Consider the following 25,735-nt stretch of genomic DNA (forward strand, 5'->3'; position numbering starts at 1 on the left):
GAGCGTGTCGAGATCGGTTGCAGGTGAGGATAGCACGCTGTTGGTTCGGCTCACTCAGGCAGGCGAGCCGGCAGCGCCGGTTGGACCGCGATAGGTGATCACCCCAGGCTGGCCCACCCAATCCGTTGTACGCTGTGCACCGCAATCACGATCAAGGAGGCGGCCCATGCAAACGACCGACACCGAAACCTACCGGCTCCCCAGCGGGGCCGAGATCGAGATCCAGACCCTCCCGGCCCGCGGCGCCCGCGAGGTCGCGGCAGGCAACGAGCGGCCGCCCCTCGCGCAAGTGCTCGCACCCCTGGGCGAGGTCGCACAGCTCGTGCTGGATCAGCTCCGCTCCGCGGTCAAGTCTCCGGACGAGATCAAGGTGGAGCTCGGCGCCGCCCTCAAGGGCAAGTCCACCCTGGTCCTGGTCTCCGGCGAGACCGAGGCCACCCTCAAGGTCACCCTCACCTGGAGCAAGCCGGCGGACCGGGCCGAGCCGGCCGACTGACCGCCATGGCCACCGGGCTCGCCGCCCTGGGCCATAGCGTCGTCCGCGTCCTGGCGGCGGACGGCGCCTATGCGGGCCTCGGCTATCGCGTCGCCCCGGATCTGGTCATCACCTGTGCCCATGTCGTCGCGGCGGCCCTGGGGACCGACCCACAGGATCCGAGCCCACCCGCGGGCGAGGTGCGCCTCGACACGCCCTTGGCCTCAGGCGCCGGGACCGATGTGCAGATATCGGCCGCCCCGGTGCCGGGCGGCTGGCTCCCGGTCGCGGCTAACGGCGCGCCCGCAGACCTGGCCCTGCTGCGCGTTGCAGGCACCGGTTTCCCGCTGCCCGGCACGCCGGCGGGCCTCGACCCCGGCATCTCCCACACCGGCAAGCCCTTCGCCGCCTATGGCGGCCCGGATGGGCACCAGCGCCACCTGATCCTACTGGAGGGCCGTGTCCGCGCCCTGGTGGGCTCCGGCCGCTGGCAGCTCTCCGTGCGCGATTCCGACTATCCCATCGAGCCCGGCTGCAGCGGTGCCCCGGCCATCGACACCCGCACCGGCCTCGTCATCGGCCTCATCGCCCAGGACGAGCGGGACCCCGCCATCCGGGCCGGCTTCCTGATCCCGGCCGCCCACCTGCGCGCGCTGCTGGCCGCGGCCGGGCTCTCACGCCCCGCCATCCCCGGCCTCCAACCCCTGCGCGACTGGCTCGATGGCCACCTGGGCCGTATCCTGCCCGTCCTCGCCGATCCGGTGCGCCGCTTCGTGGACTACTACGCAGGCGCACCGGACCGGCCGATGCCCTTCGCCGGGCGCGACGACGCCCTCGCCGAGCTGGACCGGCGGCTTGCCGACGGCGGTGGCGTCTTCCAATTGATCAGCGGCGCCGCCGGCCTCGGCAAGTCCGCGCTGCTGCTGCACTGGACCGCCCGCCGCCTGCGCGAGGACGCGGACCTGCGCCTGCTGTTCCTCCCCATCAGCATCCGCTTCGACACCGCCGAAGAGCGCACCGGCCTGCGGCTCCTGCACGCCCAGCTCGCCGGCCTGTTCGCCGAGGTCGCCTTCCCCGAGGGCATGAAGCCCGACCAGGAGGACTACCGCGACCGCATCGCCGCCGGCTGGCAGGCCATCGCCGAGCGGCCGGGCGAGCGCTTCCAGGCGGCGATACGTGAAACCGCCCAAGCTATCCGTGATGTCAGCCGCTGGTGGCCCTGACGTCAGTTCGGGCGTCCATCCAGAGTAAGGCTCATGAGTCAAGCCGCAAGACGCTCCCACCGCGGTGACGAGTACCAAGTCGCCGTCGCCACCTATTGGGTGGCACGCCTGCTGACGGAAGACGCGATCGATTCCGTCCTGGTGGACGCTGTTGCGCTACCTGGCGAAGGCGCGCTGATGCAAGTCGACGACATCGTGGTCGGCTACCGCGACGGAACCTGGCGCTTCATCCAGGCCAAGAAGAACCAGACCAACCACGAGGTCTGGCGGCTGACCGATGCGGTGCTCCAGGCGGAGCTGATCAAGGCAAGGGACCAGCTTGAGTCCACCCCGGCCGGGCGGGTCGAATTCTGCTCGCGGACGCCGTTCGGCGATCTGGCCAAGCTGATCGAGGACGGCGCCGACTACCCTGACCATGCTGCCCTCGCGGCGAACGCGCCGGCAAGCCTCAAGCAGCCGCTCTCGCGGCTGGCGGTGATCCTCGATCGTGACGAGGCGACCGTCCTCGCCCTGCTGCGACGGATCAAGATCGGCCCGCACCTCGACTACGACGGCTGGGAGTCCCTGACCCGCGCTGAGCTTGTATCGCGTGTGACGGATGTCGATGTCGCGCTGGACGTGATCAACCGGCTGGTCCGTGCCCAGCAGTCGGGTCTCAAGGCCCGCGGCGATGCGCTGCAACGCGCCGACCTGCTCGCGGCGCTGGAGGCGCGGGGTGTCCTGCCACTCCCCGCGGGGTCCGAGGCGGAGGATATCGCCGCTTTCGCCGACGCCTCCCGGATCGGCCGCGGGTGGCAGCGGACCATCGGCGGCGAGCCCATCCCGCGCCCGGAGCTGCAACGGCTCATCGACTGGGCGGGGGGCTCGGAGTCGGTGAGTATCCTGCTGACGGACGGCCCCGGCACCGGCAAGACCTGCCTGCTGCTGGACTTTGCCGACCATGTGGAGCAGCGCGCCGATTGCTGTCTGCTGTTCATCAAGGGCGACCTGTTTTCACACTGCGCCACCGAGGCCGATCTGACTGCGGCTGGGCTGCCCGCCGATTTGGTGCCAAGGGCCGCACGGTTGGCCCGGCATCGGCGCGTGGTCGTCATCCTCGATTCGCTGGACGTGCTGTCGCTGCACCGCGAGCACCGGTCGTTGCGGCTGTTTCTGGGCCTGCTCGACCGGCTCGAACGGCTGCCGAACCTGTGCCTGGTCACCGCCTGCCGCAACTTCGATCTGCACTACGACCCCTTGCTTCGCGAGCGCAAATGGGGCGCGACCCTGACCTTGGCACCATTGGATTACGAGACGGTCGTGCTGCCGCTGCTGGGGAGACACGGGATTGCGGGCGACGCCCTTTCACCGAAGCTGAGAGGTCTGCTGGCGGTGCCGGAGAACCTCAGGCTGCTGGTGGGCTCGGCCGTCGGCGGTGCGACACCGGCGGAGATCGCGGCCGTGACCTCGACGTTTCAGCTACAGACCCTCTACCTGGAGGAGGTGGTCCGCCGCGACCCGCTGCTCGGCGAGGCCGCGCTGACGGCGCTCCAAGGCATCGCGGGCCGGATGATGCGCGAGCGCAGTCTGCGCCTGCCGCGGGCGGCGGTTGCCATCGATGAGGGCCGCCTTCGGCGCCTGATCAGCCAGGACGTGCTCACCGAACCGGCGACGCCCGCCTCGGGTCAGATGATCGGTCTCGGACACCAGGCCCTGCTCGATGCGTTGACGGTGCGCTCGGCCCTCGCTGAGGGGCAGGACCTTAGGGCCTTCATCCTCGCCCACCCGCCGTTTCCGTTCCTGCGACCCGCCGTGCGTGGCTTTGCGATGCACCTGCGGGCGATCGATCCACCGCGCTTTCGCCGTCAGTTCCGGGCCGCCATCGGCGAGCCGGGGATCGCCTATCACCTGAAGCGCGTCCTGATCGAGTCCCTGGCGGAGATGGTTCCAAGCGACGACGACTGGCCGCTGCTTCGCCACCTGTGGCAGACCCACACCGACCTGTTCCGCCGGCTGCTCTGGCAGGCGCGCGACGACGCCTGGTTTCGGGTGCTCATCGAGCACTGGTGGCCGCTGCTGGGCGACGAGCCGGCCGATGATCCCGTGCGCGGCGACTTCATCCTGCGCCTGGACCGCTGGATGAATCGCAGCCCGGTCGAAGTAATCGCGCTTTGGCAGCAGGCGGCCGAGGCCCCATGGGGGGCACGACTGAGGCTCTCGGTGCGGATCCAACTACAGCTCCCGGGCTTCACCCGCTGGGACGCCCCCGGTATCGAAAGACTGCTTGGGGTACTCGCCCGCTCGACCGAGGAGCCGGCTTTTGGTCAAGGGGGTGATCTGTTGCTCAAGCCGTTGTCCCGATTCGTCGACGCGACCGGGCGAGGGCTTGATCTGCTCTGGAGCAGGATATCCTGTCGGGTGGACTTTCAGGGCGGTTTTCACCCTTGGAAGGGCCTGCGTTGCGCGCCTCACGACTTCCACCGGACGGATTTTCTGGACGATCAGCTCCTCCGCTCGGATCGGCTACTGGACCTCGCGATGGCCCTTTTCGAGGCCCGTAGCGAGAGTCGCTCTGCCAGCCGCCCTTGGCGGGAGCTGCATCACGATTTGCTGCCGTATACCGATTGGGAAAAGGACCACTCCCGGCATACGCTGCGCCATGTCGAATCCATCAACGCATTGGTCTCGGCTGCCTCCGTTGCCCTTCGCAAACGTTGCCGAGACGCCAGCCAATGGTGGCGAACGAACGAGCCCAAGCTCCGCAACAGCTTGGACCTTGGCATCCGCTATCTGCTCTGCCAGGCGTACTGGCAAGCCCTTGGCGGGAATGTTGAGGGCATTTCATCGCAGCTTCTCGATCGAACACTCCAAACAGACGGGGGCCTTCGGTTCGAGCTGGGCCTACTCGCCAATGCTGCGTACCCGCTGCTTGAGCCGGAGGTTCAAGACCGCCACCAGGAGATGTTGCTTGGCTTGTACGGGGCGCAGGACCAAATTTCGCTCTGGCGTGTAAGGGAAGTCTATCAGTCATTGCTTCAGATCCCTGCACCGTACCGCAGCGTCGCGACACAGGCTTATCTCGATCGCTGGCGGCCTTGTCTCGGCGACATTCCAGATCCTCCGCGCATCTGGTCTTGGGGTGGCACTGTCCAGCCGCCGCTGTCTTTTAAGGCCCTGCTGGATCTATCCGCTGGATCGCTGACGAAGCTGCTGCGCTGGTATAGCGATCACGAGATCGAACGAGCGGAGATGCAAGGGGCGGATCTGGTTGGAGGGCGGGAGCCCCTCGCGACGGAATTGGCGGAGGCCGCGTCCTGTGCCCCGGATCGTTTTCTGGTTTTGATTCCCGAGTTGACCGGCGATGCCTATCATGTTGGATTCGTGCGCTCGATTCTGAGAGGGGCGGCGAGCCACCTGCGCTATCGATTCGAAAACCTGCAACCGGGCTCGGGGAAGTGGGAACCGGAACAGCCGATGCCCCGCGGATCGGTCTTGGCCGAGCGTCTGGTGGGGGCGGTCGAGCGTTTGCCCTCGATCTGGCAGGACGAGTGGTCCACGGCTCAGGTCTTGGAGGGGTGCGCGAGCGCTGTTGAAGGCCCAGAGGCCGTCGACCGATTGGTTTGGCAGTTGTTTCGGTTAGGGCGGGCGAACCAGCCCGAGGCGGAGCAAGTGAGATTCGATCCCGGGAGGCGCACGGAAGTAGAAGCTCAGGATCTTGTTCAGGATGCGATCAACGAACCCCGGGGGATCGCGGCCGTCTCTTCGATGGAGCTGGCCAGCGGCTTGGCGGAGCGCAACGAAGCTTGGCCGGAGCTGTTGGCACCGCTGCTGCGCAGCTTGGCCTCTGACCCCGTGGCCTCGGTCCGAGCGGGTGTGCTACGACATCTGCCCTTTCTGCTCCACAAGAAACCGGACCTGGGCTGGGACCTGCTGGCGCGCTGCCTCACGGCACCTCAATCGGGACTGTGGGTATTGGCTGCTGACACGCTCTACTATCAACTTCGTGACCAGTACGAGCGCGTGTCACCCTATCTTGACCGAATGCTCGCCGAGGCCCCGGAGCAGGCCGGCGAGACCTGGTCTCGGTTAAGTACGCTCGCACTGCTTGAGGGACATCTCGGCGAGGATGCCCTCTTCGCGGGCTTGATTGCTGCCGACAGGAGCGAGTCGTGGAAGGGCGCAGCGTCCGTCTTCGCCGCAAATGTCGGCAACGCCAGCCTAGCCGAGACCTGTCGCTGCGGACTGCTGCGGATCTTGGATTGCGCCGCGACCACCGAAATCATCGGCGCCTTGGACCTGGACCTGATGAGCCATCTCGGCTTTCAGCCTGCAGATTTGCGGGTCTCGGAGCGATTCATCGATGGCATCGGGCCGAGCGACGACCTTCACCACCTATTCGAGCTACCGAAGTGGCTGGCAGCCGTCGCGCGCCGCGACCCCAAGGCGGCCCTCCCGTTGCTGGAAAGAGTGGCGGCCAAGCTCGAAGCGCCGCCGTCTGCGGTGAACGTTCTTGATGGAGAGCCGCTGATCGCCGCGCTGCTCGAAATCCTTCGCGAGGCCGACGACAGCGATGATCCGGCGATGATTGCGCGGGCCATCGCGTTGCAGGATCGTTTCCTTGCACTGGGGTTGACGGGCATGGAAGAGATGCTCGACAGCGCCAGGTGACGCTGGGCTTACGGGCATTGATCGGAACTTCGGCGCGAGGGTTCCTGCCGGGAGGCGGTGTGCTCGCCCTGCTCGCTGCCCGTCGCGCTGAGGACGGCGCTCCCACGGTGGCGGTCGGCCTGACGCTCGCGGCCGGCTCGCGCGACCGCGATCGGGCGACGGATCGACTCGATGGCGTCCCCTCAGCGCCGCCTCCAGTCGGCCAGGTGCCTGCGCTCGAGCACCGCCGGAGCGCGTCGTCAATTCCGGCGACACGGGCCGGGCCTCACTGCGCATAGGGCGCGAGCCGCAGCGGCAGGTGATCCCTCAAGTGCTCGAAGGCCGCGGCCGGCAGCATGCAGTTGGCGCGCTCGTAGTAGTCGATGGGCTTGTCCAGGGTCACTGAATAGAAGGCCGTATGGTGGGCGGAGGTGGCCTGGGCGCGAACGAATCGGCCCAGGACCTCGCGCACGACGACCGGGAAGTAAACCCCTTCCAAGGCGTCAACGAAGAACGCCACATCGCCGACCTGCGGTTGCCACGCCTGGTAGATGGGCAGGACGTGCTCCATCAACAGCCGTGCCGAATCCCGATCGAGCGCCTCCAGGCGCTGCCGGATGACGTCATACTGCGCCTCGGTCTCCGCGGCCTCGCGGAGGTTGTTCTCGAGTTGCTCAAAGCGCTCTTGGTCTTGCATGCTCGACCTCGTCTTGATTCCGCGGTGGATGCTGAAACCAGACCCTTGTATCACCCCCGGCCAGATCAAGCCGACCGACGTGCTGGTGGATATGCAGCAGTTCGCGCAGCCGGGCACCATCACCGCGTTCCTGGAGCCCATCTACGAAGGCCAGCTCCACCGGCTGCCCCAGGGCGGCAACTGCTTTGCCAGCCACCATGAAGCGATTCAGCACCCGGCCATCGGCTTCTTGATGCGCTTCGGGCTCCATGCCATCGACACCGTCGGCATCGTGCACGCGATGGTCTCATGCAGTCGCTGCTGCTGCCGGGACAGACGCCGGTACTGAGCGGGCATTGAGGCGCAATGCGAGGCGCCCGACGAACAGCCGCGCCGCAGAAAAACTGCGAGACAAGTCACAGAACGCAGCAAGCCCCTCGACTGCCCATTGTGTGCCGCTGGCCGCCGCGCGTAATCTCACAAAAAAACTGAGGTTTCGGCTTGGAGGTTTTGCGATGCGGCGGATGCAACGCTCTGTACTGGCCCTCGCCCTGCTCGCGGGTGCCGCGCTGTCAGGGGGCCCGGCATCGGCCATGCCGACCTACGACGGCTTCGGCGACTATACGACCGGGGCCACGCTGCCGTCTCAGCCCGGCGGCGGCTACGGCTGGAACGGCGCCTGGGGCGGCGGTGGCCTCGATGTGACCGTGGCCGCCCCCGGACTCGCGTTTCCGGGGCTCGACACATCTCCGGGCGCGGCAACCTCGTCGGCACCCGTCGTCAACACCGTCGCCTGGTACTGGCGGGATGTGCAGCCGGGCATCGGCGACGGCACCACGTTCTACCTGTCGTTCCTGCTTCGGCCCGAGATCGCCATCAGCGATTACGGGGGCTTGAGCATCTGGGGCAGCGCCGGCAGCATCTTCATCGGGGAGTCCGGCGCTGCCGCCGGCGGCTCCCACGCCTACGGGCTGGAGGCAAACGTAACGAGCGCCATCATCGCCTCGTCGAGCGTCATGGCGAGCCCGGGCGAGACGGCGCTGCTGGTGCTGAAGGCCACGCTCGGCGTCGGCCCGGACCTGTTTGAGCTCTTCGTCAATCCGCTGCCCGGCACAAGCGAGGCGGACAACCTCGTCGCGGCCAGCTTCGATACCGCGATGGGTCTCGATCTCGGCAACTTGACCTTCATCGCCATCAACAACGAAGGCAACTGGACCACGGATGAGATCCGCATCGGCGCGAGCTTCGCGTCGGTCACGCCCATGACGGTGCCGACGCCGGCGCCCGCGGCCCTGCTGCTGCTGGGCCAGATCCTGCTGCTCGCCCGCGGCCGGCAGGCGCGCTGACGCGAGCACTCAAACGCCGAAGAAGTCCTTCACCGCCTGCACCGTCGTCTGCCGCCCGAGCTCGCCGATGGCGGTGGTGAGCGGGATCTCCTTCGGGCAGACGCGCACGCAGTTCTGTGCGTTGCCGCAGTCCGTGAGGCCGCCGTCGGCCATGATGGCGTGCAGGCGCTCGGCCTTGTCGTAGCGGCCGAGCGGGTGCGCGTTCAGGAGCCGCACCTGGCCGAGCGCGGCGGGGCCGACGAAGCCTGCGCTGTCGTCGGCAGGCCGCCCGGCGGCGTCCGGGAACTGCGGGCAGGCCGCGAGGCAGATGCCGCAGCTCATGCAACGGCTGTAGAGGTAGTCCGCGGCCCATTGGCGCTGGGAGATGCGCGGGGCGCGCTCGTGGTTGTCCCAGTGGCCGTCCAGGCGCACCCAGGCGCGGGTGCGCTTGAGCGCGGCGAAGAGCCGGGCGCGATCCACCATCAGGTCCCGCACCACCGGGAACTTGGGCAGCGGCTCCAGACGGATCACCGCACCTAAGTCCTTCAGCAACGCCGAGCAGGCGGGCCGGGGGCTGCCGTCGATGAGCATGGCGCAGGCGCCGCAGACCTCCTCCATGCAGTTGTGCTCGAAGGCGACGGGGTCCACGCGCTCGCCGTCGGCGGTGATGGGGTCGGCTCGCAGCGCGCGCAGCACGGACACGACGTTGTCGCCGGGGCGGGTCGCGATGCGGAAGCGCTGCCAGTAGGGCGCGGCGTCCGGGGCGTCCTGCCGGCGGATCTGGAGCTCCACCGAGCGGCTGTGCGCGCGCTGCGTGTCGGCGGCGCTGCCGCTGGACGGGTCCGTGTCCCGCGCTCCGTCTGCGCTGCCGTCGCCGCGCAGCGCCGGCCGGTCAGCGCCTGCGATGCTGGTCATTGCTTGCGTTTCTCCTGATTTGCTGTTTTGTTCCGCGTCCATGTCGCCTGGGAGGGCGACACTCCGGCCTAGATTGCTTGACGGCGCCGAATGCTTGCAGATGAGTCAAGTTTCACGACGACAAGGCGCTTGCAGGCAAAGGGCCGAGGGCCGAGGGAGCCCGCCTCGGCCCTTGGCCCTCGGTTCAATGCGCCGGCGAGCGGGCTGCGCAAGACGAGGCGCCGTACCCTGGTCGGTCTGAGGCTCTGCCGGCCTAGCGATAATCCCGCGGCTGGTCCGGCGCCAGCACGCTCAGGTCCACGGGCTCGAAGTCGATGCGCGGGCCGTCCGGCGTGTGCTCCGCCACCGTGGTCTTGAGCCAGCGCTCGTTGTTCGCCTGCCAGCGCGCCATGTAGGCCTCCCAGGCCGGGTCGGCGTTGCCGCCGGCGGTTGCGCTGCTCGCCGCCTTGCTCGCCGGTAAGGGCAGCTCGAAGGCGGGCTTGTAATGGGCGCCGCGGCACTCGTCGCGGGCGCGGGCGCTGGCGGTCATGACGCGGGCGAGGCGGATCATGTCCTGCACCTGCCGCGCATAGGCCAGGGTCTGGTTGGCCCAGGGCGTGGACTCCGTGAGGTCCATGTGCGCGGCGCGCTGCTCCAGCTCCGCGATCTCCGCGAGCGCCGCGTCCAGCTCCGCGTTGTCGCGCACAACGCCGACGCGGCTCGTCATCAGGGCGCCGAGCGCCGCGTGCAGCCGGTAGGGGTTCTCGCCGCCGCGGTTGGCCATCAACTCGTCGTTGATGGACTGCTGGCGCGCGACCTCGGCGGCAAAGGGCGCGTCGGCCAGCGCCTCGGCGCCACGCTCGATGCCGGCCAGGTGACTCAGCACCGCCTCGCCGGCGACGCGACCGGAGTAGGACGCGGACAACAGCGAGTTGGCGCCGAGCCGGTTCGCACCGTGGTAGGCGTAGTCGCACTCGCCGCAGGCGTAGAGGCCGGGGAGGCTGGTGGCGTGGTTGCGCGGGCTGTCGGGCTTGACGCCGCCTGTGGCCGGGTCGTGCTCGAAGTCTACCCAGAGCCCGCCCATGGCGTAGTGGGCGGCCGGGAAGATCTCCATCGGCGCGCCGAGCGGGTCGGTGCCTGCAAACTTGCGATAGATCGACAGGATGGCGCCGAGCCGGGTCTCGACGAAGGCGCGATCCAGATGGGTCAGGTCCAGATACACCCGATCGCCGCCGCCGACGCCGTGGCCCAGCTCCCGGCAGATCTTCCAGATGGCGCGCGAGGCGATGTCCCGCGGTACGGTGTTGCCGTAGGCGGGATACCACTCCTCCAGGAAGTGCCAGCGCTCGGCCTCGGGGATGCGGTTCGGCTCGCGGCGGTCGGTTGGGTCCTTCGGCACCCAGACGCGCCCGCCCTCGCCGCGGGCGGCCTCGGACATGAGCCGCGTCTTGTCCTCGCCGATCATGGCGGTGGGGTGAAACTGGAACAGCTCGGCGTTCGCAAAGCGCGCGCCCTGCTGATAGGCGCGGCTCGCGGCGGCGCCGGTGGAATTGGTGGAGCAGGTAGTCTGCGGCGTGTAGAGCTGGCCCAACCCGCCGGTGGCGAGCACCACGGCATCGGCGCGGAAGGCGCGCACCTCAAGCGAGCGCAGGTCCATCGCGACGATGCCGCGGCAGACGCCGTCCGCGTCCTTCACCAGCGACAACAGCTCCCACCACTCGTGCTTGTCGACGCGGCCCTCGGCCTCGAGCCGACGCACCTGCTGGTCCACGCCGTGCATGAGCTGCTGGCCGGTGCTGGCGCCGGCGAAGCAGGTGCGCTTCTTCTTGACGCCACCGAAGAGCCGCTGATCCAAAAGCCCTTCCGGCGTGCGCGAAAAGGTCACGCCCATGCGCTCGAAGGTGCGGATCAGCCCCGGCGCCGACTCGCACATGGACTTGACCGGCGGCTGGTTCGCGAGCCAGCCGCCGCCCTTCAGCGTGTCCAGGATGTGCTGCTCGACGCTGTCGTGCTGGCCCTGCATGTCCAGCACCGCGTTGATGCCGCCCTGGGCGCAGACCGAGTGCGAGCGCATCATCTCGAACAGCGAGAACAGCATCACCCGATGCCCCCCGCCCGCGATGACGAGCGTCGCCCAGAGCCCGCCGAGCCCGCCGCCGACGACGATGACCTGCCGCCCGCTCATGCGCCCGTCCCCACGGGTGCGCTCAGATAGCCCAGGAGCCCGTGCGTGCCGATGACGCCGAGCAAGAGCCCCAGCCCCAAGCAGAACCAGCCGAAGCGCGCCTGCGCTGCCGCGCTGGTGGTGAGCCCCCAACTGATGGCCGCCGTCGCGAGCCCGTTCGCGAAGTGCGCCACCGCGAGCCAGAGGCCGATCAGATACAGATCGAAGACCAAGGAATTGGACAGCGCCGAGCGCATGTGCCCGAACAGGTCCGCATGGATGGCCGGGTCCAGGAGCCCGGCGATGCGCGTCATGCCCACATGCAGCAGGATGAACACCACGAGCCCGATACCGGACAGGCGCTGCATCCAGTACAGCCAGTTACGGAGGTAGCCGTAGCGCATCGGCTCCGCGCGCCCGTCGCGGATGATCGCAAGCCCATAGAAGGCGTGGAACGCCAGCGGCAGCGCGATGAGCCCGATCTCGATGAAGGGCAGGTAGTTAAGCCCCGCCAGCGCGCCGACGACCTCCTCGTTGAAGTGCGCGGCGCCGAAGCGCGATTGGCTGTTCTCCCACAGGTGGAAGGCCAGAAAAGCGCCCACCGGCACCACGCCGAGCAGCGAGTGCAGCCGGCGCAAGAGGAAATGACGGTTGCTGATGGAGCTGGACACGGGCTGATCGCTGCCGGCTGGGGTTTCGGTTGGCTCGGGATGGGACCGATCGGCGGCGACGCTGCGGTGCCGATCTCCCCCGCACAGCCCTGACTGCCGAAAGGTCAGGTGGCAAGGATACTCGGGACGGGTCGGGCCGCCCTGACCCCGCGCAGTGCATCGGCATATTCCCGAACACTGATACAGGTGCGCACGGCATCTGCTGCCGAGCCGCCCTGTCGCGCCGGCTCGCCTCCCCGCGGGGACTATGGCACGATCCAACCCCGACAAGTCCTGTGGAGATCCGCATGCGTCTCGGCATCGACCGCCTGCTCATTGAGCCCGAACTGCGCAAGCCGCTCATCGGCCGGCGCATCGCCCTGCTCGGCCATCCCGCGTCCGTTAACCACATCGGCCGGCACAGCCTGGACGCGCTGATGGCGCTGGTCAGCGGCGACGGCGGGCTCCACATCACCGCCGCCTTCGGCCCGCAGCACGGCATGCGCGGCGACAAGCAGGACAACATGGTCGAGTCCGCGGACTACCTCGACCCGCTGCACCGGATTCCGGTATTCAGCCTCTACGGCGCGGTCCGCTACCCCACCGACGCGATGCTCGACACCTTCGACGTGCTGCTGGTGGACCTGCAGGACATCGGCACCCGCATCTACACCTATGTCACGACGCTGGCCTACGTGCTCGAAGCCTGTGCGCAGCACAACAAGGCCGTCTGGGTGCTGGACCGCCCGAACCCCGCCGGCCGGCCCATCGAGGGCAGCATCCTGGAGCCGGGCTGGGAGAGCTTCGTCGGCGCCGCGCCGCTGATGATGCGCCATGGCCTGACCTTCGGCGAGCTGGCGCGCTGGCTTGTCGCCGCCAAGCGGCTAGACCTGGAGTGCGAGGTCATCCCCATGCAGGGCTACGACCCGGCCCGGGCGCCCGGCTACGGCTGGCCGCGGGATGAGATCGCCTGGGTCAACCCAAGCCCCAACGCGTCCAGCCTCAACATGGCCCGCTGCTTTCCAGGCACCGTGCTGCTGGAGGGCACGACGCTGTCGGAGGGCCGCGGCACCACCGTCCCGCTGGAGGTCATGGGCGCGCCGGATCTGGACATCTGCCGCCTGCTTAAGCGCATGGAGAGCCTGCGGGCCGACTGGCTCGGCGGCTGCCAGGTGCGCTGCTGCGGCTTCGAGCCCACCTTCCACAAGCACCAGGGCCGGCTCTGTCACGGCTTCCAGATCCACACCGACAGCGTGCACTACCAGCACGACGTGTTCCGCCCCTACCGACTCACGACGCTGTTCCTGAAGGCCATCCGGCTCGAATACCCGGACTACCCTCTCTGGCGCGACTTCCCCTACGAATACGAGACCGAGCGCCTCGCCATCGACTTGCTCACCGGCGGCACCAGCCTGCGCGAATGGGTGGACGACGCCACCGCCGAGCCCGCCGACCTAGACGACAGGCTCCAGCCCGACGAGGCACGCTGGGCCGAGGAGCGCGCGCCCTTCCTGCTCTACTGACCCCGCCGACGCAGCCTCGCGCGAGCCCGCCCCCGCGGCACCCGCGCGAGGCGCTTGACCGCAGGCCGGCTCGACGCTTTAATACGCGGCTTCGTCGCGCCCGCAGCGCGACACCCCGCCAACACCTCGCATACCTGCCCAGGTAGCTCAGTTGGTAGAGCAGGGGATTGAAAATCCCCGTGTCGGCAGTTCGATTCTGTCCCTGGGCACCATTTTCGCAAAGTTTGACGCTGCTTCCGTTGGATGAACAGGTCAGGCGTAGGACCACGCATTCGCTTCGATCGTTTCGCGTCGGCGCTTTTGCGTTACGCGGCTGCGCACTCAACCAGGGCGTGCCGCTAGGCGTTGGAGCGGAGGTGCGTTCTTCGATTTTTGTGCTAACCTTTTGAAGCAGCATGAAAGCTAAAGTCTAGGGCCAGGGAAACGCAACAGTATCCGGCGTTTTCCGAAGCGCAGAGTTCGTCGGCATGTCCGGCGGCGCAAGCCTCTGAAAGTGAAGGGGCCGTCAAACCGCGTTTCGCCCGATTTTTACGCAGGATGCCCAATCAACGAGCATCTCCTTAGCGAGAAAGCGCTGTCGCTGGTGGATTCCTTCCATTACGTGTAAGCAAATGATGGCTGGCGGTTCGCCATCTTGCAACAGGTATGGGGAGTGCCGTTTTCAGTGGAGACTCATCGACTGATGGCAATCCAAGTGTCGGACAAGGTTCGAAAGATTGTTTGCCGCGTACTTGGCGTGGAAAGTTTTGCTCAGATTCAAGAGCAGGACTTCGAGGCTTTCGACACGGATCACGATGTCGATCGTAGTAAGGTGGCGCGGTACGCGCACAGGAATCGCGGGTCGGTTCGGCTCAACGCTGGCAAGTTCTACACCGCTCAAGAGCACGCAGCGAGAATCCGCCGGGCAAAGCAGCAGGACCTGCCCGGCTAGTGTTGCATGAGCGCCAATGATGATGGTGGAGCAGGGATGTCTGACAGTGGCTTCTTCCCCCAAGAAGCCGATCACTTGCGCAAGCTCGCGATACTGTATCGAGACGCCAAGGCGCTGATCCTGTACTCCGAGGAGATCGATCCCGACTCCCGCTCCAATCTCCAGACCATCAAAGAGCTGAGAGACGCGTTCGACCACCTGATGCGGGTCGTCTCGTTTCATCTCGCGCCCGATGAGGTAGCTGCGACAGCGTACGACGAGTACTGCCACAAGAACGTTCAGAAAGCGATCGGCCACGTCTACCGGGCCGCTTTCGACGCGCTCGATGGGACTGTTCTGTCGCTACGTGAGCGTATCTCCGCTGCCCTCGGGGGATACCACACGGACGTAATCAAAACCGTCATCCCGGAGTACTGGGACATCAAGATCGAGCTTAACAGGCTCACCGACGCTGTAGCGGATCATCGTGGTCGGAAAGACGTCGGCAGAGATGTTGGGGCGACCCTCGATAAGTACGTCGAGGATATTGAGAAGCTGAAGACGTTCCACGATCGTTTGCTGCATGCGGGCAACGAACTGGACGTACAGCAGCAAGCCTACGATCACGAGAAGCGCGGCTCATGGTGGCGCCAAGTCATTGGTGCGATCTTGGCTGCCGTGGTCGGCGGTCTCATCGTCCTCGCTGCTCAACAAGTAAGCTGGTCAGAGATCCTGGCGCCCCCGCAGTCCAGGTTGCCGTTAGAGCAGAACAGCCCAGAAGACGCGCACGAGTCAGGCGCTCGACGCAACTGATGCGCGAAAAGGCACGCCGAGCACGTCCCTCGACGAGGCGATACGATGCTGGCGGGGGCCGCTCTCGCCAGCCTCACAAGTCCAAGCTCGCCCCGTGGCGCCGGAGCCACTCTTTGCGCTCGCGGTAATCCGGCATCACCTTGTCCACCTCGTTCCAGTAGGCCTCGCTGTGGTCGCGGTGGTGCAGGTGGCAGAGCTCATGGACGGCGATGTAGTCGATGACGCGCGGTGGGGCCATCATGGCCTTCCAGTGGAAGCTCAAGACGCCGGTCCTGCCGCAACTGGCCCAGCGGTAGCCCAGGTCCTTGACCTTCAGTGCCCTGACCCCGACGCCGACCTTCGGCGCGTAGTAGCCGACGCGTTGCCGCAAGCGCTCCAGTGCCTTGTCCGTGTAGTAGGTCTCGAAGGCTTGGCGCGCCGCTGCGACGCCGCCGCCCTCGATCAGGGCTCTTTGCAGGCGGAATCGTCCTTCCTTCAGTTGCAGGCCTGGTCCGTCATCCGAGACCAGTGCCAGCCGGTAGGAACGGCCCAGGTAGAGAAAGGTCTCGCCGTTGACCCATTCCCGCACCACGGCGCTGGCATTGAGATCCTTCCATTCCGCCAAGTTGCGGTAGATCCACATGCGCTTGCTGCGCACCACGGCATCGACCTGTTCCGGGGTATGGCCGGCGGGCGCGCGCACGGTGACCCGACCGCTGCGCTCGATGACGATGTCGGTGGTCTTGCGGGAGCCACCGGACAACAAGTCGTACTCGATGCCCTCGACACGGCGCGCGGCCATCAGGAGCCCGCTCCCGCCGGCGCGCCTGCCGGGCCTTGACTCTGTTGCTCCCCGGACAGGCCGCTCAGCAACTCGTGATGTCGGTTCTTGGCCAGCTTCATGATCTCCACGGCGATGCGCTCGCGCTTGGCCTTCATCTCCGGTATGCCGGTCAGCGTCAAGGCCTGTTTGATCTCGCTGCGGGTACGCTTCTGCTTGTCGCTGTTGTGCCAGTAGTCGATGCTGCCGATGCTGGCCTGGAGCGTCTCGACGATGGCCTCCATCAGCGCCTGCATCCTGGGTCTGGCCGCATCGGGCACCTGGCCGTCGTCGAAGGCCTGGTTGGCGATGTGCTCGAAGAAGGTCGTCGCCTCCTGGCTCATGCCGGCCTCGCCCGCCTGACGCCCTGCCATTGCGACGACGCGCAGCTTCTCCAATGCCTCGGCCAGCTTCTCCCAGTTGTCCTGATAGCTGTCGATCAGGTGCTCCACCTTCTCGGACAGGCTGTCGTAGAAGGCGGGGTCCTCGTCGTGGTGCACGGTGCAGTGCTTGCGGATGGCGTGCTCCATCTCGCTGGCCTTCGCCTCGGGGTTGCCCTTGGCGTGCTCGTTGAGCTGGTCGAGGAAGTCCTCCGCCAGCAGCTCGATGGGCGGCACCTTGGGATTGATGCCTAAGCTGATCAGGTGCTCATTGATCAGGTCCCGCACCTTCTGTCCGGCGTCGCCGAGGTTCAGCGTGTCGTCCTTGTAGCGCTCGCGCGCCACGCGCTGGATGTAGCCCAGGCGCTTGGCCGGCACGCGGTAAGCCTGCGCCGCCTGGTTGGGCAGCACGATATCCAGGCTGGTCAGGAACTTCTTCAGGTAGACATCGAAGTCCGCCCGGATTCTCTCGTCTTTCAGCAGCCGCACTGCCGCGTGCACAACCGCGGCATCGTCCTGCACAGACCCGAGGCGTCCCTCGGCGAAATCCCGAACGCCCTGCACCCCGCGGCCGGCCCCCTTCTGAACAAAGAGCTGGAGCAGCCGCCGGTAGCGCTCTTCCAGCACGGGGACCTCGGATTCGATCCCCCGCAGCCCTTGGGCCAGCTCCTGCTGCTCCTCGGTCGCCGCGTACAGGGTCAGTGCCTCGGTCAGGTTCTCCGTCAGGCCGATGTAGTCCACGATGTAGCCGCGATGCTTGCCCTTCTTGACCCGATTGGTCCGGGCAATGGCCTGGAGCAGCCCATGCTCCCTAAGCTTCTTGTCGATGTACATCACCTGCTCGATGGGCGCATCGAAGCCGGTCAGCAGCATGTCGCAAACCACCAGGAACGCGATGCCGGCATAAGGTTGTTCCGGATCATCGAACGCAAAGGGCTTGCAGAAGTTGGCTTTCGCGTTCCAGGCGCGGGCCTGCTTGCGCGCCTGCGAGACATAGGCCGCCTCATTGGTGCCGTCGCCGGAGATCACCACCGCGGCCTTCAGTGCTCTGAGCTTGCCGATGTAGTCCGCATCGGGCTCCGGCTTGTCTGCCTCCGCGGCGGCCACCTGTTCCAGGGCGTTGTGGATAGCCGCCTGGTAGCGCACCGCGGCCAGCTTCGAGTGGCACACCACCTGCGCCTTGAAGCCATTGGGGAAGATATTGGCCAGGTAGTGCCGGACCAGGTCGCGGGCGATCGCCGCGATGCGCTGCTCGGCTTCGAGCAGGTCACCGATGGCGCCGTACTTCTTCTTGATGGCCAGCAACTCGGCGTCGCTTCGGTCCTTGAACAGATTCTCGAACCGGGTCTCGAAGCCGTGCTTGTCGTTCAGCGCCGCATCGGCCGTGCGGCCCTCGTAAAGGATCTGGAGCGTGGTGCCATCCGCCACCGCGTCCATCAGCCGGTAGGTGTCGATGTACTCGCCGAATCGCTTCACCGTGCGCCGCTCGCCGTGGCGCTCCGTGATCAGCGGGGTGCCGGTGAAGGCGATGCGTGCCGCGTTGGGGAAGGCCTCGAAGATGTTGTCGCCGAGGTCCGAGCTCTGGGTGCGATGGGCCTCGTCGATCATCAGCACGATGCGCTCCGAGGTGTTGACCACGCCGAAGGTCTGGCCTGCGGGCATGGCCTCGTAGGTGCCGAGCGCCTCCGCGACCTTCACCGGCAGCGCCTGATCTCGCTCCATGAACTTGTGCGCCATCACCATGTTGATGTCGGAGCTGTCGCTCGCGAGCCGCAGCCGCAAGTCCGTGGTGCTCTCGATGACGTTCACCCGCCCGCCGATCAGGGTCGCCGTCTCGGCGAGCTGCTCCTCCAAGTCCGCGCGGTCATTGATCAGGATGAGCTTGAAGTCGCTCAGATCAGACGAAGCCCGCAGCATCCGCGCGACGAAGACCATGGTCAGACTCTTGCCCGAGCCCTGGGTGTGCCAGACCACGCCGCTGCGCTCCTCTGGCGTCATGCCGTCGCGCAGCCGCTGCACGATCCGGTTGGCGGCCCGGAACTGCTGATAGCGGCAGACCACCTTGATGCGCGGCCCGCCGTCGGTGTCCATGAAGACCGACGAGGTGCGCAGGATCGAGAGCAGATTCGGCTTGTTCAGCATGCCGCCGATCAACTGTCCCTGCTGATCCATGCCCGCGGCGGACTCCTCGGGCTGGGGCCATTGCGTCTTCCACGGATAGAAGTGCTCTTCGCCGGAGGTGATGGTGCCGTAGCTCGCCTCCACGCGGCTGGTGCGGATCACCAGCAGATTGCAGTGGAACAGCCGCGGCTCGCCTTCCTTGAGCCCCTGCTGCTTGGTCTCCTGGCGCCGGTTCATGTAGCGCTGCAACTGCTCGAAGGCCTCCGCCATGGGGTTGGCGCAGGTCGGCCCGCCCTTCTTGCACTCCACGACAATCAGCGGGATGCCGTTCACGAACAGCACGATGTCCAGGATGATGAAGCCCTTCACGCAGCCCGGCGTGTCGATGCGGAACTGATTGATGGCCAGGAAGTGATTGTTGCCGGGATTGCCGAAGTCGATCAGCTTCACCACCGGATCCTGCTCGCCGGTGACCTCGTTGACATCCACCTGGGCCTTGAGCAGCAGCTTCTGCACGGCCTCGTTGGCCTCCAGCAGGGTGCGGTTGGGCTGGCGCAGGATCTGGTCTTGCAGATCCTGGATCTGGCGCACGGTGAGCCAGGGCTCGCCGTCGGCGGTGCGGTTGATGGCGCTGATGGAGTGTGCGAAGACCTGCGGCAGAATCCATTGTCGGAAGCCCTGCCGCAGGCTGTGGGCCGGGTCGGCGGGGATGCTCGGCCCCTGGTCGATGATCTCCCAGCCGAGGTCTTGCAACTGGTGCAGGAAGGGGCGCTCGACTTCCGTGTATTCGCTCATTGGGCTCGCCGGTATGCCGGAGTGGGGTTGCGACCGCTAGCCGTCGACCTCGGCGTCAGCCTCTCCTGGGTCGTGATTGTCGGCAACCTGAGACATCGGCAGGGTCAGCCTTGGCAAGTGCATCCGGGTGCATTGATTGCTCAGGAGCTCCCGCCAATACGGCCAAACGTGGAAACTGGCATTGCGCAGGGCGAACGCGTTGATTGCTGCTTCATCGAGCATCTTGTCAATGCGGTACTCGGCGACGAATTCCGCCTCGATCACGGCCCGAACTGCTGAGGGCGCCTCGTCCTCCTCCGGCGTCACCCAGCGCGCGCCGAGCCGCACGAACACCCGAAGCAGATGGTTTCCGTCGGACAGCTCGGCGACCTGGGACTCGCGAACCACATGCATCCGCTGAACGATCAAGCTCTCTAGTTCTTCCGCGTGCTTGGGGTCAAAGTCCGCGAGACACTTCGCGGTCAATTCGCGAACATAGACGTCTTGAATCTTCAGGCTCTCGATGGCCCGCCGCAGGTCCGCGTCAGCCATAGGCCCGCTCCTCACCAGACGCTGTGCCGGGGTTCGGCGCCTCGTAGACCTGATCCATTCGAGTCGGCACGGCGGAGCTCGACACGATCCTCAGCGTTCGCGACGCCTCGCCCGGGACGCGCTCGGGCTCCACGCCCCAGTCGCTGGCATTCTGCCAATCCGCCGGCACCACCGCGGGTTTGAGCCCGGCCTCTCGAATCAGCCAGACACCAGCCCCCGGAACCTCCGAGGCGACACGCAACAGCTTGTCCATGGCGACGGACTGAGCCACGTCGTCCGCTTCGTACTTGGAAAACGCCACCGGCCCGCCGCCGAAAACCCGGGCCGCTTCCTCCTGGGTCAGGTTCAGGCGTTTGCGCCGCTCACGGACCTCTGTGCCGGTCAATAGACCATCGACGCGCTTCTTGAACGCGACCATGAGCCGCTTGTTGGCGCGCGCTTGTGCAGCGTCGGCCTGTTCGCTGCCGCAGGCGTCGCAGACGGCGTAATGGGAGTCCAGCGATTCACTGACGCCGCGGTACTCGACGAGGTTCTTCTCGACTTCCACCGTCAGACGACCCTCGCCGCAAATCCGGCACGGATCACCGTTGTTCGCCATTTCAATCACCAGTTTTCGGACAAGTGGCAGGACACCAACAACAGCACGCGCCCCGTCCGGGCCAGCGCGAACTTGAGGTAATACTCCACCGTCATGTGTTTGTGGGCGTTCTCGATCCACTCTTGGCGCAATAACTGGTAGGCATCGCAGGCCGCCCACGGGCCGTCGGACCCTTGTTGGCACCACTCTGAGTCCCTGAAGCGTCCGCTCCGCAAGGCTTGCTCCAGCAGGACACAAAGATCGTGAAGATCGAGGCCAAACCTTTGGGCGTCTGACTTGCACTTCCTGGTCCAAGGCTGGATGCCCTGCTCGCGCTCCCGTTCCAGCAACGCCAGCACCTCGGCGGCGGGGTAGAGCGGACCGCCCGGAATCTTGCGCGGCGCCCCCTCGGCCAGGGGCAGGTCTCCCGCGAAGCGGCTGACGATGGTGCGATTTACCATAATGGTAAGTCAAGCGGAGAATTCCAAGGGCGCAGTGCCACGCTCAGGATTCGCAGTCGCTGGCCACATGGGTGTCGAACAGGTACATCGCCGCACCGGGACAGTCGAAGACCGGCGGCGCGGTCTCGTCGTGCCGGCGCACGAAGTCCTCGTCGCGCCCAACGTCCGGCATGTCCGCGAGCGCCTGCAGAAAGCTCCGCCGGCTCGGCCGCAGCCGGGCCGCTTCCAGGATGCGGCGATGCTCCGGCTCGGCGCTGACCCCTCGGGCGCGCGCCTGCTCCTTCGGCTCCTGGCTGACGTCTTCATCGACATCGCGCACCAACACATTGGCCATGGATGCTCTCCGCTTGCAGTCATTGCACCGGCGGCAGGATAGCAGTGCTAGTCCCGATGGGCGCCGTGGCCCTGGTGCGCGCAGGCGCTCGGAGCAGGGCCGGAGCCTTCGCCGACGACCGCCCAGCCGTCTGAGCATCGTGCCGAATCCGCGGACTGGCGCGGCGGCTCAAGCTCCCGCTGTCGTCAGCCGTTGCAGCGCGATGCCGACGGAGCGGCGATCGAACAGCTTCACCTTGCGCGCGGCCCACTTCTCCCCGGCCGGCCAGTGCGCGATGCCCTCCATCACGGCATCCAGGTCCGGCGCGCAGCCCTCGCGCACCAGCAGCCAGTCAACCGTTGCCAGCAGTTCCATGCCGAAGGGCGACTCAAACCCGTCGATGACGGCCGTGGCCTGCTCCAGTGCCGGCAGGTAAGGCTTGGCCTCTGAATTGAGATAGGTGTCGACGCGCTCACGCTTGGCTTCGTCAAACCAGATCACGTCGAGCGGCGTGGCATCGGGGATGCGCTTGTCGCTCTTGAGGTAGCTGCCATCCAGGCCATTGAGCAGATGATCCAGCCGGTTGGCATAGGGACCGTAATTGTTGGCCGTAAAGCGAAGATCCAGCGGGTTGTCCCCACCCTGCGCCTCGATGGCCCGCTCCAGAAACCAAGCGAGTTTCTGGATCTCCAGCAGGCTGCATTCCATGCCGAGCACCCAATAGCGGCGGATCAGCTCGGCGATCAGGGCGCGGGCCGGGGTCAGCTTCTGGACGCCTTTGGCCTTGGCGACGTTCTGGTACTTGTGCGTCGGCTCATACACGACGATGTGCACGTCGGACAACTCGCTCAGCCGAGCCTCGATCTCGCGCTTCACCTGCGCCCAATCGAGCCCACCATTGCCCGAGCCTAGCGGTGGCAGCGCGATGGATTGCACGCCTGTCCGCTGGATGAATGCCTTCAGGTCCTCCAGCCCCTCCGAAATCCACTCCATCTTGGACGGATGCCGCCAATGGCGCTTGGTGGGGAAATTGACGATCCACCTCGGCCCCATCAGCTCGCCCGTCTCGGTGACGAACATCTTGCCGGTCTGCACCTGCTCGGCCTTACAGGCGCGCGCATACTCCTCCATGTTCTTCGGAAAGCGCTCCTTGAACATCAGCGCGATGCCCTTGCCCATGACGCCGACGGTATTGACCGTATTGACCAGGGCCTCGGCGTCGGCTTCGAGCAGGTTGCCTTGGGTGTAGCGAATCATCGGAAGTACCAGTCAGTGCGTGCGAGCACCTTAAGTGCAAGCCCGTTTGCGGCCAATTGCTGTTCGATTTGCTGCTTCATGACCTCGGTGTAGCAGACCACGCCGAGCAATCCAGTGACCGGGCAGTGTTGGTGTACCAAGGCCTCCGCTTGGTAGCGCTCGAACTTCCGGGGGTCGTCCGGGTCGCGCTTGAAGTCCCGGCGTTGCAGAATCCCCCAGTCGATCTTGTCCAGGTCGCTCAGGTCCGAGTAGAAGCTCGCCCACGCGTAATACGCATGCATGTCCGTGAACAGGTACGGTATCCCCTGAGCTTGCAGGCGTGGCAGGGACGAGACCAGGATGACGATTTCGTCGTTCCCCCGCTGCGGAACGCCGCCTCGCCCCGTGCGGATGTTGAACATCATCGCCGAAAACGGCGTGAAGTAGAACGGCACATAGTCGTTCAACGCGCCGCCCGGCGGAACAGGTACCGGATGCGTCGCGCGCTTGCCGATCAGATCGGCGCTGCCGATGTTGATCCACGTCGGCGATCGGGTCTGGCTATTGCCACAATGCAAGCCGTTCCGCCAGATCCAGGGCAGGTTGTCCCGGTGGACGATGCGCCAGATCAGAGCCTTGTCGGGGTTCAGGCTGGGGTAGTGGCTTGGCATCGGCATCTAGGCCCGTTCTCAGGTCGGATCAACGGATAGCGTTTCGCCAACCGCTTCTTCATCTCGCCCGCGCGGCTGGTGACTCCCTCGCAGGTAATCGACTCTGTGCGGTTGCGCATCGGCCCCCATGGGTGAGTCGGGGTTGACCTGGACCTTGCCGGTTAGGAGGTCGTGCATGAGGCCGTTTTTGAAAGCTTTAAGCTTCCGCAGTTCCTTCCACAGACGCCGCTCGCTTTCCGCTCGGCACTCGAGTCTTCCGCTTATCAGCGAGACCTCATAGGGAGACTGTGGAAATGGGATTTCCAGCCCGTTGCACATTTCCAGCGTAAGATTGACTTGTCCTGATGTTTGCTTTGCTCGCGCGAGGAACCATCGGTGGGCCTTTTCCGATAGCAAGAAGTTCAGCAGATAACTGCGGTGTGCGATGTCGCGCAGGCGGAATATCGCTATCGCCTGATTCGCATTCCACTCTGGATATGAGTCATCCACAAGCGATACTTTCCCGAGAGGCGGCCCTACAATATTCATTACGAGATCGCCGGGCAGTACTCGTGATCGCGCAAGCTCTCGCTCGTGGAACTTGCGTTCCACGAATGTTTCGGTTCCCTCGAACCGAAGACTCCCATCAAAAGATAGGTTTTCCACTCTAAGAAAAGGAATGGAGCTTTCGTGTTGTTCTTGTTCTAGCGTTGGCGGTGTCGTTCCTTTCGTAACCGGGTAGCAAAGGTCCAATGTCCTACAAGCTGCCCACTCCTTCGGAATCCACCCAATCGGAGTTTGCTGATACAGCTCCGGGGCTTGTTCGCGGGGTGGGCGGAGCTTGCCGTCGGGGCCGATGCCGCGGGTGAAGAGGTCGTGCATCAGCCCCGCTTTGATCCGCTGGTACTTTTCAATGAGCGCTTCGGTTCTTTCGATGGCTTGGTCGATGACGGAGAGGATAAGGCCGATTTTTACCTGTCGAGCCGGCTCTGGACAATACACTCGCGAATCCTTCAGCGTGCTCCATGAGCAGCGCGGCATTTTAGTTCCTTCTTCCGTCCGGATCGCTTCAGAGAAAACTACATCCGACTGAAGAACAAAGGCCACGAATACGGGATCGACGTCGTCTCGCGGACGAAGAACTAGGATGTCTGTTGAGCAATAACCGCCGAACGGAGCGCGCACACTTTTTCGGAGCTGAGGCCGGAGTTTTCCGAACAGAATGTCGCCCCGGCGGAAAACATTATTCGTGCTGATGGAGTCGGTTGATTCAGCGAACCCGTTGAGTCTGGAGCTTGCAGATGGAATATGCTCCAAACCTATGTACCGTTTGCCTGCGTTCTTCTTGGACGTAGTCTTCTCATTGACTAGCGCCGCAAGGTTATCAAGTCGAGCAAGCGCCTGCTTACTCATACCCCAACTCCCCCAAAAACGCCGCCAATTGCCGCGACGCCGCATCCCGCTCCGCCTCGATCTGCTTCGCCGTCACCGCGTACTTGTCCCAGAGGTTTTCAATCGCCTTGACGCAGGCGCGCTGGTCGGCGCGCAGATAGGCGCGGTAGGTGTCCATCAGCAGGTCGTGCAGGCGCTCGACGATGACGGTGCGGGCCTCGTCGCGGCTGATCTTTTCGCGGGCGCTTTGCACCAACTCGTCGCGCTTGCTCTCGATGGCCTTCAGCGTCGCCTTCAGCGCCTTGGCCTCGTCCTCCAAGGCCTTGTGGCGCGTGAGGCCGGTGCTGATGGCCGCGGCGCGCTCGAAGGCGGTGCGGCCGTCGGCCATGGCCTGGCGCAACGGCTCGGCAAGGTCGCTGTCGAGCCTGACGCTCGCCGCCAGGTCGATGATGCGCCGGCCGTTCTCGAAGCGGGCCTCCTTGGCGTTGAGGCCGTCGGTGCAGTAGTCGGCCTTCTTGGTGGCCGCGGGCAGCTTGCCGGCGGTCTTGAGCTCCGTGAACAGGTCGGTGGCGAGCGTCTTGACGGCCTTGAGCTGCGCCTTCCACTCGGCGGTGCGCTCCTTCAGCTCGTCCCGCTTGGCCTTGACCTCGTCGGAGGGCAGCACGCCGGTGTCGTCGGTGTCCTCGAAGTCCTCTTCATCCGCGGCGGCGAACAGGGCTTGGAGCTCGGCGAGGCGCGCCTGGGCCTGCTCCTGCTCTGCCAGGATCTCCGGGAACTGGCTCTGCAGGATGTCCGCGTCCGGGATCAGCTCCGGCCCCCAGCCGCTGGCGGCGATGGACTTGAAATCGGCCTTGAGCTGGTCGAAGTACTTGGCCAGGGCGCCGCGGACCTGAAAGGACGTGAGCAGGTGCTGGCCGGACAAGGCCCGCTCGATGCTGTTCACCAGGCTGGTGCGCATCACGTAGACGTTGCGCGGGCGGCTCTGCTGGTTGGCGGCGTCCGGGGCCAGGGCCTCGACTAGGGCCAAGTTCTGCCGCCACCAGTCTTCCAGCGCGGCCATGAAGGCGGCGTGGCGGCTGGTGACGCCCTGGTGGGTGCTGATGAAGCCCGCGATGGCGCGCTTGTGCGCCAGCGCCGGGGAGAAGTCCAGGTAGTTGTCATCGCGGGGGATGAAGAGGTCGTCGCGCAGGCCGGCGTAGTT

General features: G+C 65.9%; 21 protein-coding genes, 1 tRNA gene and 1 pseudogene. 9 read left to right on the forward strand and 14 right to left on the reverse strand.

Annotated elements, in window-relative coordinates; translation table 11 throughout:
• Nucleotides 1-166: 166 nt before the first annotated feature.
• Genes ML01_RS16230 through ML01_RS16240 form a run of 3 tightly spaced genes read left to right on the forward strand, consistent with a single transcriptional unit; the run spans nt 167 to nt 6,345 of the window.
• Nucleotides 167-496: a CU044_2847 family protein gene (locus ML01_RS16230; protein WP_058556452.1), complete on the forward strand. Its 330-nt coding sequence runs from the start codon at nt 167-169 to the stop codon at nt 494-496.
• A 5-nt stretch (nt 497-501) separates the two neighbouring features.
• Nucleotides 502-1,698 carry a serine protease gene (locus tag ML01_RS16235; protein WP_058556453.1) on the forward strand — a complete coding sequence of 399 codons (1,197 nt, stop codon included), beginning with the start codon at nt 502-504 and terminating at the stop codon, nt 1,696-1,698.
• Nucleotides 1,699-1,731: 33 nt separating this feature from the next.
• On the forward strand, nt 1,732-6,345 hold the full coding sequence (locus tag ML01_RS16240) for a hypothetical protein (RefSeq protein ID WP_058556454.1): 4,614 nt from the start codon (nt 1,732-1,734) through the stop codon (nt 6,343-6,345).
• Nucleotides 6,346-6,610: 265 nt separating this feature from the next.
• On the opposite strand, the gene ML01_RS16245 is transcribed toward ML01_RS16240, so the two are convergent.
• Nucleotides 6,611-7,021 carry a hypothetical protein gene (locus ML01_RS16245; RefSeq protein ID WP_058556455.1) on the reverse strand — a complete coding sequence of 137 codons (411 nt, stop codon included), beginning with the start codon at nt 7,019-7,021 and terminating at the stop codon, nt 6,611-6,613.
• Between ML01_RS16245 and ML01_RS16250 the strand changes: the two genes are divergently transcribed.
• Nucleotides 7,020-7,349 (forward strand): hypothetical protein, encoded by a 330-nt coding sequence (locus ML01_RS16250; RefSeq protein ID WP_058556456.1) that lies wholly within the window; start codon nt 7,020-7,022, stop codon nt 7,347-7,349. The two genes, ML01_RS16245 and ML01_RS16250, sit on opposite strands and share 2 nt — an antisense overlap.
• A gap of 175 nt (nt 7,350-7,524) precedes the next feature.
• Nucleotides 7,525-8,346: a hypothetical protein gene (locus ML01_RS16255; RefSeq protein ID WP_058556457.1), complete on the forward strand. Its 822-nt coding sequence runs from the start codon at nt 7,525-7,527 to the stop codon at nt 8,344-8,346.
• A 9-nt stretch (nt 8,347-8,355) separates the two neighbouring features.
• On the opposite strand, the gene sdhB is transcribed toward ML01_RS16255, so the two are convergent.
• From sdhB to ML01_RS16270, 3 genes are all read right to left on the reverse strand, one after another.
• Nucleotides 8,356-9,240, reverse strand: a complete 885-nt coding sequence (sdhB, locus tag ML01_RS16260) for a succinate dehydrogenase iron-sulfur subunit (RefSeq protein ID WP_082674348.1) — start codon at nt 9,238-9,240, stop codon at nt 8,356-8,358.
• A 253-nt stretch (nt 9,241-9,493) separates the two neighbouring features.
• A complete protein-coding gene (gene sdhA, locus ML01_RS16265) occupies nt 9,494-11,404 on the reverse strand; it encodes a succinate dehydrogenase (quinone) flavoprotein subunit (protein WP_058556458.1) in 1,911 nt (636 codons plus the stop codon).
• Complete coding sequence (locus ML01_RS16270; RefSeq protein WP_058556459.1) at nt 11,401-12,054, reverse strand: succinate dehydrogenase; 654 nt, start codon at nt 12,052-12,054, stop codon at nt 11,401-11,403. The genes sdhA and ML01_RS16270 overlap by 4 nt, the downstream gene beginning before the upstream one ends.
• Nucleotides 12,055-12,341: 287 nt before the next feature.
• Here ML01_RS16270 and ML01_RS16275 point away from each other — a divergent pair, with 287 nt between their 5' ends.
• The 4 genes from ML01_RS16275 (at nt 12,342) to ML01_RS16290 (ending at nt 15,279) form a co-directional block, all read left to right on the forward strand.
• A complete protein-coding gene (locus tag ML01_RS16275; RefSeq protein WP_058556460.1) occupies nt 12,342-13,556 on the forward strand; it encodes an exo-beta-N-acetylmuramidase NamZ domain-containing protein in 1,215 nt (404 codons plus the stop codon).
• A 136-nt stretch (nt 13,557-13,692) separates the two neighbouring features.
• Nucleotides 13,693-13,768, forward strand: a tRNA-Phe gene (locus ML01_RS16280).
• Between the two features lie 470 nt (nt 13,769-14,238).
• Nucleotides 14,239-14,487, forward strand: a complete 249-nt coding sequence (locus ML01_RS16285) for a hypothetical protein (protein ID WP_058556461.1) — start codon at nt 14,239-14,241, stop codon at nt 14,485-14,487.
• Nucleotides 14,488-14,493: 6 nt separating this feature from the next.
• Nucleotides 14,494-15,279 (forward strand): hypothetical protein, encoded by a 786-nt coding sequence (locus ML01_RS16290; RefSeq protein ID WP_156427775.1) that lies wholly within the window; start codon nt 14,494-14,496, stop codon nt 15,277-15,279.
• A 73-nt stretch (nt 15,280-15,352) separates the two neighbouring features.
• Here ML01_RS16290 and ML01_RS16295 read toward each other — a convergent pair whose 3' ends face one another.
• The 10 genes and pseudogenes from ML01_RS16295 to ML01_RS29660 all read right to left on the reverse strand — a co-directional run.
• Nucleotides 15,353-16,060, reverse strand: coding sequence for a M48 family metallopeptidase (locus ML01_RS16295; protein ID WP_058556463.1), 708 nt, complete (start codon nt 16,058-16,060; stop codon nt 15,353-15,355).
• A complete protein-coding gene (locus ML01_RS16300) occupies nt 16,060-19,374 on the reverse strand; it encodes a type I restriction endonuclease subunit R (protein ID WP_058556464.1) in 3,315 nt (1,104 codons plus the stop codon). The genes ML01_RS16295 and ML01_RS16300 overlap by 1 nt, the downstream gene beginning before the upstream one ends.
• 36 nt (nt 19,375-19,410) lie before the next feature.
• The gene (locus ML01_RS16305; protein ID WP_058556465.1) at nt 19,411-19,905 is read right to left on the reverse strand and encodes a hypothetical protein; all 495 of its coding nucleotides are present in this window, start codon (nt 19,903-19,905) and stop codon (nt 19,411-19,413) included.
• On the reverse strand, nt 19,898-20,503 hold the full coding sequence (locus ML01_RS16310; protein WP_058556466.1) for a type II toxin-antitoxin system MqsA family antitoxin: 606 nt from the start codon (nt 20,501-20,503) through the stop codon (nt 19,898-19,900). The genes ML01_RS16305 and ML01_RS16310 overlap by 8 nt, the downstream gene beginning before the upstream one ends.
• 5 nt (nt 20,504-20,508) lie before the next feature.
• Nucleotides 20,509-20,943, reverse strand: a complete 435-nt coding sequence (locus tag ML01_RS29995; protein ID WP_173865186.1) for a hypothetical protein — start codon at nt 20,941-20,943, stop codon at nt 20,509-20,511.
• A gap of 43 nt (nt 20,944-20,986) precedes the next feature.
• Nucleotides 20,987-21,277 (reverse strand): hypothetical protein, encoded by a 291-nt coding sequence (locus tag ML01_RS16320; protein ID WP_058556467.1) that lies wholly within the window; start codon nt 21,275-21,277, stop codon nt 20,987-20,989.
• Nucleotides 21,278-21,445: 168 nt separating this feature from the next.
• On the reverse strand, nt 21,446-22,513 hold the full coding sequence (locus ML01_RS16325) for a macro domain-containing protein (RefSeq protein ID WP_058556468.1): 1,068 nt from the start codon (nt 22,511-22,513) through the stop codon (nt 21,446-21,448).
• On the reverse strand, nt 22,510-23,169 hold the full coding sequence (locus ML01_RS16330) for a DUF4433 domain-containing protein (RefSeq protein ID WP_082674349.1): 660 nt from the start codon (nt 23,167-23,169) through the stop codon (nt 22,510-22,512). Before ML01_RS16330 ends, ML01_RS16325 begins: the two co-directional genes overlap by 4 nt.
• A gap of 12 nt (nt 23,170-23,181) precedes the next feature.
• Nucleotides 23,182-24,555 carry a hypothetical protein gene (locus tag ML01_RS28890; protein ID WP_156427776.1) on the reverse strand — a complete coding sequence of 458 codons (1,374 nt, stop codon included), beginning with the start codon at nt 24,553-24,555 and terminating at the stop codon, nt 23,182-23,184.
• A pseudogene (locus ML01_RS29660) lies at nt 24,548-25,735 on the reverse strand (restriction endonuclease subunit S); the annotation flags it as partial. The gene ML01_RS28890 and the pseudogene ML01_RS29660, both read right to left, overlap by 8 nt.

Source organism: Thiohalocapsa sp. ML1 (assembly GCF_001469165.1).
In the GTDB taxonomy this organism is placed as follows: domain Bacteria; phylum Pseudomonadota; class Gammaproteobacteria; order Chromatiales; family Chromatiaceae; genus Thiohalocapsa.

Bases quoted from the DNA above. Each gene is read 5' to 3' on its own strand.
- sdhB (WP_082674348.1), bottom strand. From the start codon at position 9,240: ATGACCAGCATCGCAGGCGCTGACCGGCCGGCGCTGCGCGGCGACGGC.
- ML01_RS16230 (WP_058556452.1), top strand. From the start codon at position 167: ATGCAAACGACCGACACCGAAACCTACCGGCTCCCCAGCGGGGCCGAG.
- ML01_RS16285 (WP_058556461.1), top strand. From the start codon at position 14,239: ATGGCAATCCAAGTGTCGGACAAGGTTCGAAAGATTGTTTGCCGCGTA.
- ML01_RS16250 (WP_058556456.1), top strand. From the start codon at position 7,020: ATGCTCGACCTCGTCTTGATTCCGCGGTGGATGCTGAAACCAGACCCT.
- ML01_RS16235 (WP_058556453.1), top strand. From the start codon at position 502: ATGGCCACCGGGCTCGCCGCCCTGGGCCATAGCGTCGTCCGCGTCCTG.
- ML01_RS16305 (WP_058556465.1), bottom strand. From the start codon at position 19,905: ATGGCTGACGCGGACCTGCGGCGGGCCATCGAGAGCCTGAAGATTCAA.
- ML01_RS16320 (WP_058556467.1), bottom strand. From the start codon at position 21,277: ATGGCCAATGTGTTGGTGCGCGATGTCGATGAAGACGTCAGCCAGGAG.
- sdhA (WP_058556458.1), bottom strand. From the start codon at position 11,404: ATGAGCGGGCGGCAGGTCATCGTCGTCGGCGGCGGGCTCGGCGGGCTC.
- ML01_RS16290 (WP_156427775.1), top strand. From the start codon at position 14,494: ATGAGCGCCAATGATGATGGTGGAGCAGGGATGTCTGACAGTGGCTTC.
- ML01_RS16255 (WP_058556457.1), top strand. From the start codon at position 7,525: ATGCAACGCTCTGTACTGGCCCTCGCCCTGCTCGCGGGTGCCGCGCTG.
- ML01_RS16275 (WP_058556460.1), top strand. From the start codon at position 12,342: ATGCGTCTCGGCATCGACCGCCTGCTCATTGAGCCCGAACTGCGCAAG.
- ML01_RS16245 (WP_058556455.1), bottom strand. From the start codon at position 7,021: ATGCAAGACCAAGAGCGCTTTGAGCAACTCGAGAACAACCTCCGCGAG.
- ML01_RS28890 (WP_156427776.1), bottom strand. From the start codon at position 24,555: ATGAGTAAGCAGGCGCTTGCTCGACTTGATAACCTTGCGGCGCTAGTC.
- ML01_RS16300 (WP_058556464.1), bottom strand. From the start codon at position 19,374: ATGAGCGAATACACGGAAGTCGAGCGCCCCTTCCTGCACCAGTTGCAA.
- ML01_RS16240 (WP_058556454.1), top strand. From the start codon at position 1,732: ATGAGTCAAGCCGCAAGACGCTCCCACCGCGGTGACGAGTACCAAGTC.
- ML01_RS16325 (WP_058556468.1), bottom strand. From the start codon at position 22,513: ATGATTCGCTACACCCAAGGCAACCTGCTCGAAGCCGACGCCGAGGCC.
- ML01_RS16310 (WP_058556466.1), bottom strand. From the start codon at position 20,503: ATGGCGAACAACGGTGATCCGTGCCGGATTTGCGGCGAGGGTCGTCTG.
- ML01_RS16330 (WP_082674349.1), bottom strand. From the start codon at position 23,169: ATGCCGATGCCAAGCCACTACCCCAGCCTGAACCCCGACAAGGCTCTG.
- ML01_RS29995 (WP_173865186.1), bottom strand. From the start codon at position 20,943: ATGGTAAATCGCACCATCGTCAGCCGCTTCGCGGGAGACCTGCCCCTG.
- ML01_RS16295 (WP_058556463.1), bottom strand. From the start codon at position 16,060: ATGGCCGCGCGCCGTGTCGAGGGCATCGAGTACGACTTGTTGTCCGGT.